This window comes from Kitasatospora sp. NPDC036755, assembly GCF_040636595.1.
Lineage (GTDB): Bacteria > Actinomycetota > Actinomycetes > Streptomycetales > Streptomycetaceae > Kitasatospora.
In genome coordinates, this window is the sequence record NZ_JBEZUT010000211.1 from 1 (window position 1) to 15,120 (window position 15,120).

The following is a 15,120-nucleotide window of genomic DNA, read 5'->3' on the forward strand; positions in this document are numbered from 1 at the left end:
CCTGCACCCGCAGCGCGACGGCCAGCCCGCCGATGTTCGCGAAGTCCTGGCCGCGCGGGCTGGAGCGCATCCGGGCGTCGCCAGGGTGGGCGGGTCCACCGGCGCGGGCGCCAGGGTGCTCGTCGGCAGCGGCTGCGCCCGCTTGGCGGACGGCTCGCCGGAGGGCGTCACCGCGTAGGCGACACCGATGGTGAGCGCGACCAGGGCGGCACCGATCCCGGCGAGCAGTCCCTTGCGCTGGGCCAACGGCCGCCGTTCGGCCTGTTCGGCCGCCCGTCTGGCGGCCCGGCCGCCGCCCGCCTCCGGCCCGGGCGCGTCCGGGGCCGGACCGTGGCCCGGGGCCTGCCCGAACGGGAAGAGGCCGATCTCGTTCGCCTCCGGCCCGGCGGGCGGGACGGGCGGCAGCACGGTGGTGGCGTGGGCGTCCGGGTGGCCACCCGGACGGGCGTACGCGCCGGCGTCCGCCCCGAAGGGGTGTCCCGCGGCGAACGGGTCATGCCCAGCGGCGAACGGGTCCTGGTCCGTGGCGAACGGGTCCTGGCCTGCGGCGAACGGGTCCTGGTCCGCCCCGACGGGCGGCAGCACGGTGGTGGCGTACGCGTCCGCGTCCGGCCCGAGCGGGGGAGCGGTCGGCGGCCCGGGCCGTCCCGGGGGGACGGGCGGCAGCACCGTGGTCGCGAACGGGTCCACGACCGGCGCGTTCGGGTGGGGTTCGTCGGCCACCTGGTCGGCGGTCTGCGGGACGTACGGGCGGACCAGCGGCGGGCCCTCGATGTGGGGCAGGACGGTGGTCTCGGTGAGGCTCGGGTCCGGGACGCAGCCGCACCCGGTGGAGCGTGCGGCGCCGCACGTCGGGCAGTGCTGGTCCGGCATCGGCCGGCCCTCCTCGGGTTCGCGTCGATCTCGCGGTCGGTTGTCCGGCCGTGCGGCCGTTCGGTCGTTCGGCGCACGTTCCGGGCGGGCCCGGCGCACGAACGCGCCTGATTATGCAGGACCGCCCGAGGGGTGGACAGGGGCGTCCGTCTCCGGGCGGGGGTGTTGTGCCGGTTGGTGCGGGTTGGCTCCTCCGAGAACGCCCGGGGCGCGGCGGTCGTCCCCGGCGCTTACGCTCGGCTCAACCCGGCAGCACATTTCGGGACGAAACCGACCGGCGTGGTGAGCTGGGAGTGATCATCCGCACGGCCCGGCCGACGGGCCCGCGACCCCCTGGAGACGCCATGCCCACGGAGACGTCGTGACGGAGCCGCGCGCCGCGTCCGACCCGGGCCCGGCGGGCCGCTCCGGCCCGCCGGCCGTCACCGTCCACAACCTCTGGGTGCCGATCGGCGCCCTGCTGCTGGCGATGCTGCTCGCCGCCCTCGACCAGACCATCGTCTCCACCGCGCTGCCGACCATCGTCAGCGACCTCGGCGGCCTCGACCACCTCTCCTGGGTGGTCACCGCCTACCTGCTGGCGTCCACCGCCGCGACCCCGCTGTGGGGCAAGCTCGGCGACATGTACGGCCGGAAGCGCTTCTTCCAGGCCTCCATCGTGATCTTCCTGCTCGGCTCGGTGCTGTGCGGGATCGCCCAGAACATGGGCGAGCTGATCGCCTTCCGCGCCCTCCAGGGCCTGGGCGGCGGCGGACTGATGGTGCTCTCCCAGGCGATCGTCGGCGACCTCGTGGCCCCCCGGGACCGCGGCCGCTACCAGGGCCTCTTCGGGGCCGTGTTCGGCGTCACCAGCGTGCTCGGGCCGCTGCTCGGCGGGGTGTTCGTCGACCACCTCAGCTGGCGCTGGGTGTTCTACATCAACCTGCCGATCGGCGTCGTCGCCCTGGTGGTGATCGCTGCGGTGCTGCACGGACTGGAGGTCCGGCGCGAGCACCGGATCGACTACCTCGGCACCGCCCTGATCGCCGCCGTCGCCACCTGCCTGGTGCTGATGACCTCGCTCGGCGGGACCACCTGGGGCTGGACCTCCTGGCAGATCGTCGGCCTCGGCGTGCTCGGGCTGGTGCTGCTGCTCGCCTTCGTCCTGGTCGAGCGGACCGCGGCGGAACCGGTGCTGCCGCTGCGGCTGTTCCGCTCGCGGACGTTCAGCCTGGTCGCGGTGATCTCCTTCGTGGTGGGCTTCGCGATGTTCGGCGCGCTGACCTACCTGCCGACCTTCCTCCAGGTGGTCCAGCAGGTCTCGCCCACCATGTCCGGCATCCACATGCTGCCGATGGTGCTCGGCATGCTGCTCACCTCGATCGGCTCCGGCCAGATCGTCGCCCGCACCGGCCACTACCGGATCTTCCCGATCGCCGGGACGGCGGTGACCACCGTCGGGCTGCTGCTGCTCTCCCGGCTGGACGAGCACAGCAGCACCGCCGAGATGAGCGCGTACTTCCTGGTCTTCGGCCTCGGGCTGGGTTTGGTGATGCAGGTGCTGGTGCTGATCGTGCAGAACTCGGTCGGCTACGAGGACCTCGGCGTGGCCACCGCGGGCGCCACTTTCTTCCGCTCGATCGGGGCCTCCTTCGGCGTCTCCATCTTCGGGACGGTCTTCGCGAGCGGGCTGCGCAGCCGGCTCGCCGACGCCCTGGCGGGGGTGCCGCTGCCGCCCGGCTTCCGGCCGGAGGTCATCACCTCCGACCCTCGCGTCATCCCCCGGCTGCCGGCCGCCGTCCAGCCCGGGGTCTACCACGCCTACGCCGAGTCGATCACCCGGGTCTTCCTGTACGCGGTGCCGGTCGCGCTGGTCGCCTTCGTGCTGTCGCTGTTCCTGCGGGAGCAGAAGCTGCGCTCCACCGTCACCGCGCCGGACCTCAGCGAGTCCATCGGGTTCAACCCGGTCGAACGCACCTCGCTGGACGAGATCGCCCGCGCGCTCTCGGTGCTGAACAGCCGTGAGGCCCGGCGCGACCTCTTCCGCCGGATCACCGAGACCGCCGGGCTGGACCTGCGGCCCGCCTCCAGCTGGCTGCTCCTCCAGATGCACCAGCACGGGTCGATCGAGCCGGCCGAACTGGCCGAGCGGCGGATCGTGCCGGCCGCCGTCATCGAGGAGGCCGTCCGGGAGGTCGAGGGCCGGGGCCTGGCGGCCAGGGCCGGGCGGCTGCCGCTGCGGCTCACCGAGCCGGGGGAGGAGGCGGCGCTGCGGCTGGTCGCCGCCCGGCGCACCCAGCTCGCCGAGTTGCTGGGGGACTGGGACGAGCAGCGGTACGCCGAACTCGCCGGGGTGCTGAACCGGCTCAGCGCCTCGCTGTGCGCGGACCCGCGGGACCGTCCGGACCCGTCGGGGCCGCAGGGCCCGTACCGTGGGGAGGGCCGGTCGTTCTGACGGCCCGGCGGTGGTCCCGGACGTGCGGAAGGGTGGTGCGGCGTGCCGCTGGAGATCGAGCGCAAGTTCCTGCTGGGTGACTTCGAGCCGCCGGACACCGCGGTGCGGCTGCGCATCGAGCAGGGGTACATCGCGATCAAGGACGACGGGACGGAGGTGCGGCTGCGGCGGATCGGCGGCAGCCGCGTCCTCGGCGTCAAGCGCAAGGCCTCCTCGGTCGGCGCGCCGGTCCGGATCGAGGTGGAACGCGAGCTGGACGAGCAGGAGTTCACCGAACTCTGGCCGGCCACCGAGGGCGCCCGCCTGGTCAAGGACCGCTACACCTTCGAGGCGTCCGGCGTCACCGTCCACGCGGACGTCTACCGGGGCGGGCTGGCGGGGCTGCGCACCGTCGAGGTCGAGTTCGGCTCCGAGGAGGAGGCGGCGGCCTTCTCGGCGCCGGAGTGGTTCGGCGCCGAGGTCACCGGGGTGAAGGCGTACGGGAACCAGACCCTCGCGACCCGGGGGCTGCCCGGGTCCTGAGGGCCCGTCGGGGCGTTCGGTTCCTGGGGGTTGCCCGGCTCCGTGGCGTGCTCGGTTCCTACGGGTTGCCCGGCTTCTGTGGGCTGCCCGGTTCCTACGGGGTGCCGAACCAGCGCGGGGTGTCGAGGCGGAACGGGTCTCCGGGGGCGAGTCGGCGCAGGCCGTCCTCCAGCTGCCGCAGCTGCTCCTCGCCGAGGGCCGCCGACCACTCCTCGCGCAGCTCGTCGAAGATCCGGGCCGAGCGGAGCAGGCAGTCCGTCCCGCGCTCGGTGAGCCGGACCAGCTTGCGCCGGGTGTCGGCCGGGTCGGAGGCGCGCTCGACGTAGCCGAGCTGCTCCAGGTTGTCGACGGTCTTGCCCGCCGCCTGCTTGGTGACGCCGAGGCGGCGGCCGAGTTCGGTGGCGGTGGTGCCCTGCGGGCCGATCGCCTGGAAGACGAAGCCGTGCATCGGGCGCAGGTCGGGGTGGCCCTCGCGGGCGATGCGCTCGTGCAGCTCGTCGATGATCGTCCGGAAGGCGAGCAGCAGACGCAGCGGCAGCTCGAATCCCGGCGGGGGAAGGTCACTTGACACGATAGACAACCTCATTGACCATATAGACAACTTCATTGTCCATCTTAGGGGGTTCCCTCGCCATGCCCGTCATCCGCCGGACCGACGCCCGCCGCACCGAGACCCCGAACGCCGTCATGACCACCCACGCCTCGCCCACCCAGGGCTCCACGGCCCTCGCCGTCTGGCACGTCGACATGGCCGTCGGCGCCCGCGGCCCGCTGCACGCCATGGACACCGAGCAGGTCTGGACGCTGCTCACCGGCACCGCCGCGATCGACCTCGCGGGGGAGCTCCTCACCCTCGCCGCCGGGGACACCGCCGTCCTCCCCGCCGACACCGCCCGCCGGATCGCCACCGACACCGGCTTCACCGCCGTCGTCGCCTCCCCGTCCCCCGCCCACGCCTACAACCCCGACGCCCGCACCCCGGCCGACGCCTGCGCCCTCGCCCCGCGCGACGACCGGCGCGTCCTCCCGCCGTGGATCGCCTGAGACCGACGCGACCGGGGACGGCCCCGGGCTCGCCCGGGCCGTCCCCGCGGTCGACGCCTGCCGCTACTGCCGGCCCTCGATGTCGTCCTGGTTCTGCTGACCCTGTTGCCGTGCCTGCTGCTGGGCCTGCTGCTGGGCCTCGGAGGCCTTCTGCTGGGCATCGTCACCCTGCTGCGGCTTCTGCTGCCCGCCCAGGCGCGACTTGGCCTCGTCCTCCAACTGCTGTGCCTTGTCCTGGAACTTGTCGCCGATACCCATGACCACTCCCCATGTCCCTCGGGTTCTGGGCTCTCCTACCAGGCTGACACCGCGCTCCCGTGCCTGCACGTCGGCGCCCCGCCACCCACCGTGACCGCCGCCGCCCGCCGACGGCCCGCCCGTGAGGTGTAGCAGACTGCTGCCGTCAGCAGTCGCACGAGCAGAAGGAGCACCATGTCCGTCGTCAAGATCAACGTCCTGACAGTGCCGGCCGGGCAGCGCGAGGTGCTGGAGCAGCGCTTCGCCTCCCGCGCCGGCGCGGTGGAGAACTCGGACGGCTTCGAGTGGTTCGAACTCCTCCGCCCCGTCGAGGGCACCGACCAGTACCTCGTCTACACCCGCTGGCGCAGCGAGGAGGACTTCAAGGCCTGGATGGAGGGCCCGATGAAGTCGGCCCACCAGAACGGCCCGTCCGGCGAGGGCGAGGCGCCCAAGCGCCCCGCCGCCTCGGGTTCCACCCTCTGGTCCTTCGAGGTCGTCCAGTCCGCGGGCCCCAAGGCCTGACGTCCGTACGGCGGTTGCGTGCCCCGGGGCTCCTATGGCCCCGGGGCACGCGGCTTTCCGGGGGGCGGGCGGGGCGGTCAGGGGAGGGGGGTGAGCGGGGCGTGGCCGGTGGGCCAGAGGAGGCGGAGGTGGAGGGGCGGGGGGTCGAGGGGGAGGCGGGTGAGGGTGCCGGCGGTGAGGTGGTCGTGCACGGCGTGGGCGGGGAGGAGGGCGAGGCCGAGGCCCTGCTCGGCGCAGGCGCGGGTGGTGGGGACGCCGCCGGTGTGGAGGCGGCGGACGTGCCGGCCGAGGAGGCGTTCGCCGGCGAGGTGGTAGCAGCAGGTGGGGGAGTCGACGAGGAGGCGGTGGCCGCGGAGCCGGTCGGGGGTGAGGGCGGTGGCGCGGGCGAGCGGGTGTGCGGGGGAGGCGACCAGGGCGAGGGGGACGTCCTGGAGGTCGAGGTGGTCGAGCGGTGCCGGCGGCAGGGGGAAGCCGAGGGAACCGAGCGGCCCGGGGGAGTCGAGGACGAGGGCGGCCTCCAGGGCTCCGGCGGCGACGCCGTCGAGGAGGGCGTCGCGGGAGGGGCTGGTGTGGAGGGACGGGTCCAGGTCGGGCCGGTGGGCGGTGAGGCGGTCCAGGACGGCCGGGACGTGGCCGGCGGCGACGGTTTCCAGTACGCCGAGGCGCAGCCGGGTCCGGGTGACGACGACCTCGCGGCGGGCCTGCTCGGCCTGGTCGAGGAGCCGGTGGGACCAGGGCAGCAGCCGCTCCCCGGCCGGGGTGAGGGTCATGCCGCGCGGTGCCCGGTCGAACAGCTCGGTGCCGAGGCTGCGTTCGAGGGTGCTGACCTGCTCGGAGACCGAGGCCGGGGCGAGCCCGAGGGCCACCGCCGCACCGGCGACCGTGCGGTGGGCGGCGACGGCCTCGAAGACGCGCAACTGACGTAGTTCCACTGGCTTTCCCCGGTTCCCCCGAAGGTTCGTGCCGTGCTCGTGCTGCGGGACAGCGTACGGGTGGCCTACCGGGGCGCACGGGGAATCCGGCGGGTTCGGGGCCTGGGGCGCCTTCGGGGGTGCGGCCGGGGGGCGGTTCGAGGGCCTAGCCGGCCGCGGCCTCCGCCAGGGCCCTGCCCGTGAGCGAGTCCGTCCGGCGGGCCAGTTCGGCCGGCGGGCCGGTGAACAGCAGCCGGCCGCCGTCCGACCCGGCGCCCGGCCCGATGTCGATCACGTGGTCGGCCTGGGCGACGACCCGGAGGTTGTGCTCGACGACGACCAGGGTCGCGCCCGCGTCCACGAGCTCGGCGAAGAGTCCGTCCAGCCGTTCCACGTCGCTGGGGTGCAGGCCGGTCGTCGGTTCGTCGAGGACGATCCGCTCCTCGGCGAAGCCGGCGGAGGCGCTGAGGTGCCGGGCGAGCAGGAGGCGCTGCTTCTCGCCGCCGGAGAGGGTGTCGAGCGACTGCCCGACGGCGGTGTAGCCGAGCCCGACGCGCTCCAGCCACCGCAGGGGCTCCGCGATGTCCGGGCGGTCGGAGAAGAGTTCGGCCACCGGGCCCGCCGCCGTCCGCAGGACGTCCGCGATGGTGTGCCCGTCGAGTTCCGCCTTCAGGGCCGTGGGGTTGAAGCGCTCGCCGCCGCAGGCGTCGCAGGGCGTGGCGACGTCGTCCAGGAAGGCGAGTTCGGTGGTGATGTGGCCCTTGCCGCGGCAGGCGGGGCAGGCCCCCTTGGAGTTGAAGCTGAACCAGGCCGGTTCGAGTCCGGACGCGGCGGCGAACGCCTCGCGCACGCCGTCGGCGACGCCGAGGACGCTCAGCGACATCGACCGTACGCCGCCGCGCAGCGGGTCCTGCCCGACGACCGTGAACCCGGGGTGCTGGCGCGGGAGTTCGTTGGTGGCGAGGGAGCTCTTGCCGGAGCCCGCGACGCCCGTGACGGCGGTGAGGACGCCGATCGGGATGTCGACGTCGAAGCCGGTGAGGTTGTGCGCCGAGGCGCCCACGACCCGGACGCGGTCGCGCGGCTCGCGGACCGTGCGCCGCGGCTCCAGCGGGGTGGAGAGCAGCCGCCCGGTGGCGGTGCCGCTCGCGCGCAGTTCCTCCGGTGTCCCCTCGAACCGCACCAGGCCGCCGTCCTTCCCCGCGCCCGGCCCCATGTCGACAACGTGGTCGGCGACCCGGATCACCTGGGGGTGGTGCTCCACGACGAGGACGGTGTTGCCCGCGTCGCGCAGTCTCAGCAGGAGCTGGTTGAGCCGTCGTACGTCGGCGGGGTGGAGGCCGGTCGAGGGCTCGTCGAAGACGTACGTGATGTCGGTGAGGGCACTGCCGAGGTGCCGGACGATCTTCACCCGCTGGGCCTCGCCGCCGGAGAGCGTCGAGGACTCGCGGTCGAGCGAGAGGTAGCCGAGCCCGACCGACAGCAGTGCGTCCAGGGTGTGGCGGATGCCGGCGAGCGCCGGCTCCACCCGCGGATCGTCCACCGTCTCCAGGAGGGCACGGAGGTCGGCGACCGACATGGCCGACCAGTCCACGATCGACCGCCCGTCGACGAGGCTGGCGCGGGCCGCGGCGTTCAACCGGGCTCCCCCGCACGCGGGGCAGACCCGGCGGGTGGTGAGGCGCTCCAGTTCCTCGTGCACCTGCGGGGACATCTTGGTCGGACGGTTCTTCACGTACACGTCGCGCATCCGGGTGATGACGCCGTCGAAGCGGGCGGTCTTGGGGAAGCGCGGATCGGGGTTCGGCAGCTTGAGCTGGTCCGCGTAGAGGAAGAGCCGCATCTCCTCCTCCGAGTAGTCCTTCAGCGGCTTGTTCCGGTCGAACAGGCCGCAGTACGCGAAGCGCTTCCAGCGGTAGACCCCGGGCCGGAACTGACTGAACCGCACCGGGCCCTCGTCGATGGTCCGCTCCGGGTCGATCAGCTCCTCGACGTCGATGTCGACGACGGTGCCCAGGCCCTCGCAGTCGGGGCACATGCCCGCCGGGTCGTTGAAGGAGTACGCGGGCGAGAACCCGGCGGAGGGCTCGCCGATCCGGGAGAACACGAGCCTGAGCAGCGGCGCGATGTCGGAGGCCGTGGAGACGGTCGAGCGCGAGTTCCCGGTGAAGCGGCGCTGGTCGATGATGGCGGTGAAGGTGAGGCCGCTCATCGACTGCACCTCGGGGGCCGGCATGTGCGGCAGCCGGTTCCGCACGAAGGAGGCGTACGTGTCGTTCACGAGGCGCTGCGCCTCGGCGGCGACGGTGTCGAGCACCAGCGAGGACTTGCCGGACCCGGAGACTCCCGTGACGACCGTCAGGGCCTTCTTCGGCAGGTCCAGGCTGACGTTCCGGAGGTTGTTGACGGCCGCTCCCACGACCCGGATGACGGCTTCGTCGGTGGAGTTCTGAGCGCCCATGCCCACCAGCATAGATACGCTCGGCGATTCGTTCGGGCCGGGACCGGGACCGGGAGCGAGACCGGGAGCGGGGCCCTAGCCGGCGAGCAGTCCGTCCAGGTGCTCCCGCACCGGCGGGAACAGCGGGAACGGCACGTACTCGGCCAGCTCGGCGCGCGACGCCCACACCACCCGGTCCAGCTCGTCGGAGTCCACGACGGTGGCGGTGCCGCCGACCACCTCGCAGGCCGTGTACGCCATCCGCCGCCCGTTCCGCGGATGCGTGCGCTCGCCGAGCAGCCGGGCGGCGGCGACGCGCAGGCCGGTCTCCTCGGCCGTCTCGCGGACGGCCGCCGCCTCGGCGGACTCGTCCGGCTCGACCTCCCCGGCCGGGAACTGCCAGGACAGCTCGCCCTCGGCGATCCGCCGCCGGACCATCAGCACCCGGCCGTCCCTGACGACGATCGCGACGGCGACGGCGGGGAGGGGCTGCTCGGTCATCGTTCCGCTCCTTGGAGGTCCTCGGTGGTCGCGCCTGGAAGGCCCGCGGATCCACGGTTCCTCCCGATATTGTCGGCGCGGACAAGCTGGTCCGCGCACCGGCGCCGGCCCGGCTCGCGGGGCTGTCGCCGATCTCGGGGCCCCTGGTGCTGCAGGAGAACGCGCGCCCCGGAGCGGAGGCCCCGGGGCGCGCGGCGTCCTGCGAGCGGCGCGCTCGCGGACGGGATCGGTCGCGGATGTCAGTCGTGGACGAGGAGCGAGCCTCCCAGGCCGCTGCACATCTCCTGGCGGAAGCCGTTGGTGTGGTAGCCGGCCGGAACGGGCTGGTACGGGCACATCCACGCGCCCGGTCGGGCCAGCTGGGTGAACCAGGAACCGACCCCGTTGCACCCGTTCACCTGGTGGGCGGTGTTGACGTACCCGGGCTGGAACGGTGAGCCCGCGCAGGTCCAGATGCCGTCCTGCACCTTCTGCATGTACCAGGCGTCGATGTTGGCGCAGTTCATGCCGTTGGGGTAGTGCTGGGTGAGCACGTAGCCGGGCGGCTGCGGCGAGGTGCCGCAGGTCCACAGGCCGTCCTTGGGCAGCTGCATGTACCAGGAGTCGAAGCCGTCACAGCCGGTGGGGTTGTGGCCGGAGAGCACGTAGCCGTTCGGGATCGGCGAGGTGGCGCAGGTCCAGATGCCGTCCTGCACGGGTGTCTGCCACCACATGCCGATTCCGCCACAGCCGCTGCTGTTGTGCATGGTGAGGACCCAGCCCGGTTGGACGGGTGTCCCGTTGCAGATCCACCCGGGCGCGCCGCCACCGCCGCCGGGGCCGGGCCGGGCGGCGGCTCCGGACGAGGGGCGGTGCACGGCACCGCCGTCGTCGGCACTGGCGGTGCCGGTGGCGGTGCCGGTGAGGACGGCCACCAGCAGGGCGACCACCCCCACCAGGGCGGCGAGCCGGCCCCGGAGGGCCGCGATGGGGGGACGGTCCAGGAGGCGGTGGTGCTTTTCGATCACTTCACACCTGTCCAATCGGAAGGTCCGTACGACCTCGAACGACTGAGGCCGTAAGGGGGTCGGGTTGTGGAGCTGGTGTGAGCGTAGCGATACTTGGAACGCTCCAATAGATACGGCATGGACACATCAAATATTTGGCCGGAAGTATCCCGAGGCCGCCTCGACCCGCTGTGCCGGAGGGCCGGTCGAGGCGGCGCCGCCGTGGAGGCATCCGCCCGCGGGGCGGGCCGCCGTCAGCTCTCCGGCGGGCGGAAGGCGACCGGGGCGTCGAAGGCGGCGCGCCGGGTCGTACGCCGCAGGGCGCGCAGGACGGGGGTGCCGAGGGTGAGGCACAGGACGACCGTGAGGGCGGCCCTCGGCAGGTCCCAGCCCAGGGACGTGGTCAGGCAGTAGGCGGCGAAGCGGACCAGGTTGTCGGGCAGCGGGTCGCCGGGCACGAAGGAGATGGAACCGGCCAGGCCGCCGATGTACGGCCAGCCCTGGAGGTTCATGATCGTGCCGTAGAGCAGGGACGCGACGGCCCCGTACCCGGCCAGCAGCCAGAGCTCGCGGCGGCCGCGCAGGGACGCGGCGCCCGGCAGCAGTCCGGCCCCCAGGCAGACCCACCCCATGGCGAGCATCTGGAACGGCAGCCACGGCCCCACCCCGCCGGTGAGCAGCGCGGAGGCGAACATCGACAGCGAGCCGAGCACGAAGCCGAAGCCCGGGCCGAGCACCCGCCCGGACAGCACCATCAGGAAGAACATCGGCTCCAGCCCCGCCGTGCCCGCGCCGAGCGGCCGCAGTGCCGCGCCGGCCGCGGCCAGCACGCCCAGCAGCGCCACGGACTTGGCGTCCAGGCCGGGCGCGCCGCCGCCCGCCGTGCGGCCCTCGGAGATCTGGGCGATGACGACGGCGAGCAACAGGGGGAGGAGCAGCGCGAACAGCCAGGGGGCGTCCGCCGAGTGGCCGACCAGCGCCGACCCGGTGGAGGCGAGCAGCGGCCAGCCGAAGGCGGCGACGCCGACGAAGGAGACGGACAGCAGCGCCGTGACGGACCGGCGCCCGAGCGGGACGGGACGAGTGCTCATGCGCCCGGCGCCTCCGTGCCCGGCGCCTCGGTGCCCGGCGCCTCCGTGCCCGCAGCCTCGGCACCCGGCGCCTCGGTGCCCGGCGTCTCCACGCCCGAAGCCTCCACACCCGGAGCCTCCATGCCCAGCGCCTCCGCGACCTGCCCGACCGTGAGCCACGGCCCGGGCGCGAGCACCTTGGCGACCTGCGGGGCGAAGGCCGGTGAGGAGACCACCACCTCCGCCGTCGGGCCGTCCGCGACGATCTCCCCCTCGGCCAGGATCACCGTGCGGTGGGCGAGTTCGGCGGCCAGTTCGACGTCGTGGGTGGCCAGCAGCACGGCGTGGTCCTCGGCCGCCAGTGAGCGCAGGATCTCCACCAGCCGGGCCTTGGCCGCGTAGTCGAGGCCGCGGGTCGGCTCGTCCAGGAGCAGCAGCGGGGGCCTGGCGGTGAGCACCACGGCGAGCGCGAGGGTGAGCCGCTGGCCCTCGGAGAGGTCGCGCGGGTGGGCCTCGTCGGGGATGCCGGGCAGCAGGCGCCCGACCAGCGCGCGGCAGGTGCCGGCGGGGGCGCCCGCGTCGCCGTCCGCCGCGGCGCACTCGGCGGCGACCGACTCGCCGTACAGCAGGTCGCGCGGGTCCTGCGGGACGAGGCCGACCTCGCGGATCAGCTCGGCGGGGCGGGTGCGGTGCGGGGTGCGGCCGCCGACCTTCACGCTGCCGGAGGCGGGGGCGTGCAGGCCGACCAGGCTGCCGAGCAGAGTGGACTTGCCGGCGCCGTTGCGGCCCATCAGGGCGGTGATCTCGCCGGGGTGGAGCGCGAGGTCGACGCCGCGCAGGGCGGGGACCGGGCCGCGCCGCACGGCGAGGCGGTCGGTGACGGCGATCGGGGAGGCGGCCCCGGCAGCGGATGCGGGCGGTGTCCGGCCGTCCAGTTCGGCGCGCAGCGGTGCGGCCTTGCGGCGCGCGTCGCGGACCGAGAGCGGCAGTGGCCGCCAGCCCGCGAGCCGGCCGAGGCCGACCACCGGCGGGTGCACCGGGGAGTGCGCCATCACCTCGGCGGGTTCGCCGAGGACGGGCGCGGCGTCCGGGGTGAGCAGCAGCACCTGGTCGGCGTACTGGACGACCCGCTCCAGCCGGTGCTCGGCCATCAGCACGGTGGTGCCGAGGTCGTGCACCAGGCGCTGGAGGACGGACAGCACCTCCTCGGCCGCGCCCGGGTCGAGCGCCGAGGTGGGCTCGTCCAGGACCAGCACGCGCGGGTGCACGGTGAGCACCGAGCCGATCGCGACGCGCTGCTGCTGGCCCCCGGAGAGGGAGTTCAGCGCGCGGTCGCGCAGGTCGGCGAGGCCGAGCAGGTCGAGGGTCTCCTCGACCCGGCGGCGCATCACGTCGCCCGGCAGGCCCAGCGACTCCATGCCGTAGGCGAGTTCGTCCTCCACCGTGTCGGTGACGAAGTGCGCCGCCGGGTCCTGCCCGACCGTGCCGACCAGGTCGGCGAGTTCGCGTGGCCGGTGCTCGCGGGTGTCCCGGCCGCCGACGGTGACCCGGCCGTGCAGCACCCCGCCGGTGAAGTGCGGCACCAGGCCGCTGACCGTACCCAGCAGGGTGGACTTGCCGGAGCCGGACGGGCCCACCAGCAGGCAGAGTTCACCCTCGGGGACGGTGAGGTCGACGCCGTTCAGCACGGGCGCGGCCGAGTCCGCGTACCGGACGGAGACCTGCTCGAAGGTGATCACGATGCCCTCCGGGGCGGGGTCGGGGCGGCGAACGCCGGTACCAGGCCGAGCAGGACGGCCAGTGCGGCGGTCAGCGGCAGCGCGGGGACGGTGGGCGGGACGACGGTGGGGGCGAACGCGGCCGGGTCCTGCGCGGCCAGGTAGGTGACGAGGGCCGCCACGGCCGTCCCGGAACCGGCCGTCAGCCACTCGGGAAGGGCCCAGGGGTCGGGCCGGTAGCGGCTCCTGACGGACCGTCGGCTGCCGAGCAGCAGTCCGGCGAAGGCGGCGGCCAGGCCGAGCAGCAGGACGGGCAGGGCCCAGCCCGCGCCGCCGGCCGTCAGCAGTCCGTACGCGGCCAGACAGACCCCGAGCAGTCCGGCCAGGGTGAGTGCGGCCGTCGCCCGGGCGAGCCGGCGCGGGACGTCGGCGGTGCGGCCGAAGCCCCGGGTGTCCATCGCGGCGGCCAGCGCGATGGACCGCTCCAACGCGCCCTCCAGTACCGGGAGTCCGACGCTCAGCACGGCCGCGACGCCCCTGTCGGAGCGGCCGCGCAGCCGGCGGGCGGCCCGCAGCCGGCGGACGTCCGCGACCAGGTTCGGCGCGAAGGTCATCGCCACCACGACGGCGACACCCGCCTCGTAGAGCGCCCCGGGCAGGGCGCGCAGCAGGCGGGCCGGGCTGGCCAGCGAGTTGGCGGCGCCGACGCAGATCAGCAGGGTGGCCAGCCGCAGTCCGTCGTACAGTGCGGCGAGCAGCCCCTCGACGGTGACCCGGCCGCCGATCCGCACGCCCTGCGCCCAGGCGGGCAGCGGGAGTTCGGGCAGGGTGAACAGCACGTGGGTGCCTTGGACCGGCGAGCCGAGGAAGACCGCGAACACCAGCCGGATGCCGAGCACCAGCAGGCCCAGCCGCAGGAACGCCCCGTACGAGCGCGACCACGGCGCATCGCCCCGGCGGGCCGCGACCACGTACCCGGCGACCGCGGCGAGCAGCAGCAGGATCGCCGGATTGGTGGTGCGGGTCGCCGCCGCGCCCAGCCCGAGCGCCCACAACCACCAGGCCCCGGGGTGCAGTTGCCGGGGTCCGGTGGGCGGCCTGGTGCTACGGGGGGCGCTGCTGCTCACGGTGCTGTCCTGAGTGGGGGATTAGGAGTGACGGCGGCGGCGGGCCTGCCAGACGGCGCCGCCGGCGAGGACGGCGACCAGCGCGCCACCGGCGATCAGGCCGATGTCGGGGCCGCTGCCGCCGTGGTCGGCGGAGGAACCGGTCTCGGTGTCGGTGCCGGGCCGGGCGGCGCCGGCCGCGCCGACCTGGTCGCCGCAACCCGCCTTCGGGTACCCGGCGATGGCGCACAGCAGGCCGTTGGAGTCGTAGCGCAGCGGCGGGGCGACGGCCGCCAGCACCTCGGCCGAGGTGGCGCGCGGCGCGACGGCGGCGCAGGTGGTGCGCTGCTCGGGCACGGCGGCGGCGGACGAGCCGGCGTCCTCGGCGGTCCCGAAGTCCAGGACGACGGCCACCCGCTTGCGGCCCTCCTGTGCGGGCGTGTCCGCGCAGATCTCCGCGAAGCTCCCGGCCGTCCGCGGTTTCGCGGCGTCCTGGCCGCCGTCCGGGCTCAGCGCGAACCGCCACCCGTCCACGGCGCCGTCCGGCGGCACCGCGACGGCGGGCCCCTGCTGCTGGTACGTCCAGGCTCCGCCCTCGGCGCCGCGCCAGAACGACCAGTAGCGGTACCCGGCGGCGTGCGCGGGGGCCGCGGTCGCGAGCAGCGGGACCGCCCCGAGGAGGGGGAGGAGGAGCGCGGCGACCATGACACCCTGCTGCGGGACGGGACCCGGGTCGTCCAGCTGACGCCCCCC

The 15,120-nt window shown here is 74.5% G+C and carries 14 protein-coding genes and 1 pseudogene; 4 read left to right on the forward strand and 11 right to left on the reverse strand.

All coding sequences use genetic code 11. The annotated features are described in order from the left end of the window. Window positions 1–873: pseudogene (locus AB0E96_RS27135) on the reverse strand (hypothetical protein); the annotation flags it as partial. Window positions 874–1,315: 442 nt separating this feature from the next. Between AB0E96_RS27135 and AB0E96_RS27140 the strand changes: the two are divergent. Further along, complete coding sequence (locus AB0E96_RS27140) at window positions 1,316–3,307, forward strand: MDR family MFS transporter (RefSeq protein WP_359828116.1); 1,992 nt, start codon at window positions 1,316–1,318, stop codon at window positions 3,305–3,307. A gap of 42 nt (window positions 3,308–3,349) precedes the next feature. Continuing rightward, complete coding sequence (locus AB0E96_RS27145) at window positions 3,350–3,829, forward strand: CYTH domain-containing protein (RefSeq protein WP_359828097.1); 480 nt, start codon at window positions 3,350–3,352, stop codon at window positions 3,827–3,829. A 94-nt stretch (window positions 3,830–3,923) separates the two neighbouring features. Here AB0E96_RS27145 and AB0E96_RS27150 read toward each other — a convergent pair whose 3' ends face one another. Continuing rightward, window positions 3,924–4,400, reverse strand: a complete 477-nt coding sequence (locus AB0E96_RS27150; protein ID WP_359828099.1) for a MarR family winged helix-turn-helix transcriptional regulator — start codon at window positions 4,398–4,400, stop codon at window positions 3,924–3,926. A 62-nt stretch (window positions 4,401–4,462) separates the two neighbouring features. On the opposite strand from AB0E96_RS27150, the gene AB0E96_RS27155 reads away from it, so the two are divergent. Then, window positions 4,463–4,873: a cupin domain-containing protein gene (locus AB0E96_RS27155; RefSeq protein ID WP_359828101.1), complete on the forward strand. Its 411-nt coding sequence runs from the start codon at window positions 4,463–4,465 to the stop codon at window positions 4,871–4,873. Window positions 4,874–4,936: 63 nt separating this feature from the next. Here AB0E96_RS27155 and AB0E96_RS27160 read toward each other — a convergent pair whose 3' ends face one another. After that, on the reverse strand, window positions 4,937–5,137 hold the full coding sequence (locus AB0E96_RS27160) for a hypothetical protein (RefSeq protein ID WP_359828103.1): 201 nt from the start codon (window positions 5,135–5,137) through the stop codon (window positions 4,937–4,939). 168 nt (window positions 5,138–5,305) lie between these two features. Here AB0E96_RS27160 and AB0E96_RS27165 point away from each other — a divergent pair, with 168 nt between their 5' ends. Then, window positions 5,306–5,635, forward strand: a complete 330-nt coding sequence (locus AB0E96_RS27165; RefSeq protein ID WP_359828105.1) for an antibiotic biosynthesis monooxygenase — start codon at window positions 5,306–5,308, stop codon at window positions 5,633–5,635. Window positions 5,636–5,712: 77 nt separating this feature from the next. On the opposite strand, the gene AB0E96_RS27170 is transcribed toward AB0E96_RS27165, so the two are convergent. From AB0E96_RS27170 to AB0E96_RS27205, 8 genes are all read right to left on the reverse strand, one after another. Further along, on the reverse strand, window positions 5,713–6,567 hold the full coding sequence (locus AB0E96_RS27170) for a LysR family transcriptional regulator (RefSeq protein WP_359828106.1): 855 nt from the start codon (window positions 6,565–6,567) through the stop codon (window positions 5,713–5,715). A gap of 145 nt (window positions 6,568–6,712) precedes the next feature. Further along, the gene (locus AB0E96_RS27175; RefSeq protein WP_359828108.1) at window positions 6,713–9,007 is read right to left on the reverse strand and encodes an excinuclease ABC subunit UvrA; all 2,295 of its coding nucleotides are present in this window, start codon (window positions 9,005–9,007) and stop codon (window positions 6,713–6,715) included. Window positions 9,008–9,082: 75 nt separating this feature from the next. Beyond that, the gene (locus tag AB0E96_RS27180; protein ID WP_359828109.1) at window positions 9,083–9,487 is read right to left on the reverse strand and encodes an NUDIX hydrolase; all 405 of its coding nucleotides are present in this window, start codon (window positions 9,485–9,487) and stop codon (window positions 9,083–9,085) included. A 239-nt stretch (window positions 9,488–9,726) separates the two neighbouring features. Beyond that, entirely contained in the window at window positions 9,727–10,494 is a 768-nt protein-coding gene (locus AB0E96_RS27185; RefSeq protein ID WP_359828110.1) for a hypothetical protein, read from the reverse strand. Window positions 10,495–10,727: 233 nt separating this feature from the next. After that, the gene (locus AB0E96_RS27190; RefSeq protein WP_359828111.1) at window positions 10,728–11,564 is read right to left on the reverse strand and encodes an ECF transporter S component; all 837 of its coding nucleotides are present in this window, start codon (window positions 11,562–11,564) and stop codon (window positions 10,728–10,730) included. Continuing rightward, a complete protein-coding gene (locus tag AB0E96_RS27195) occupies window positions 11,561–13,282 on the reverse strand; it encodes an ATP-binding cassette domain-containing protein (protein ID WP_359828113.1) in 1,722 nt (573 codons plus the stop codon). Before AB0E96_RS27195 ends, AB0E96_RS27190 begins: the two co-directional genes overlap by 4 nt. Next, window positions 13,279–14,388: an energy-coupling factor transporter transmembrane protein EcfT gene (locus AB0E96_RS27200; RefSeq protein WP_359828114.1), complete on the reverse strand. Its 1,110-nt coding sequence runs from the start codon at window positions 14,386–14,388 to the stop codon at window positions 13,279–13,281. Before AB0E96_RS27200 ends, AB0E96_RS27195 begins: the two co-directional genes overlap by 4 nt. A gap of 21 nt (window positions 14,389–14,409) precedes the next feature. Beyond that, a complete protein-coding gene (locus AB0E96_RS27205) occupies window positions 14,410–15,072 on the reverse strand; it encodes an SCO2322 family protein (RefSeq protein WP_359828117.1) in 663 nt (220 codons plus the stop codon). Between the last annotated feature and the right edge of the window lie 48 nt (window positions 15,073–15,120).

What these genes read in the sequence shown, in the direction of transcription:
- AB0E96_RS27205 (WP_359828117.1), bottom strand. Translation starts at nt 15,072, where the DNA reads ATGGTCGCCGCGCTCCTCCTCCCCCTCCTCGGGGCGGTCCCGCTGCTC.
- AB0E96_RS27180 (WP_359828109.1), bottom strand. Translation starts at nt 9,487, where the DNA reads ATGACCGAGCAGCCCCTCCCCGCCGTCGCCGTCGCGATCGTCGTCAGG.
- AB0E96_RS27155 (WP_359828101.1), top strand. Translation starts at nt 4,463, where the DNA reads ATGCCCGTCATCCGCCGGACCGACGCCCGCCGCACCGAGACCCCGAAC.
- AB0E96_RS27175 (WP_359828108.1), bottom strand. Translation starts at nt 9,007, where the DNA reads ATGGGCGCTCAGAACTCCACCGACGAAGCCGTCATCCGGGTCGTGGGA.
- AB0E96_RS27165 (WP_359828105.1), top strand. Translation starts at nt 5,306, where the DNA reads ATGTCCGTCGTCAAGATCAACGTCCTGACAGTGCCGGCCGGGCAGCGC.
- AB0E96_RS27190 (WP_359828111.1), bottom strand. Translation starts at nt 11,564, where the DNA reads ATGAGCACTCGTCCCGTCCCGCTCGGGCGCCGGTCCGTCACGGCGCTG.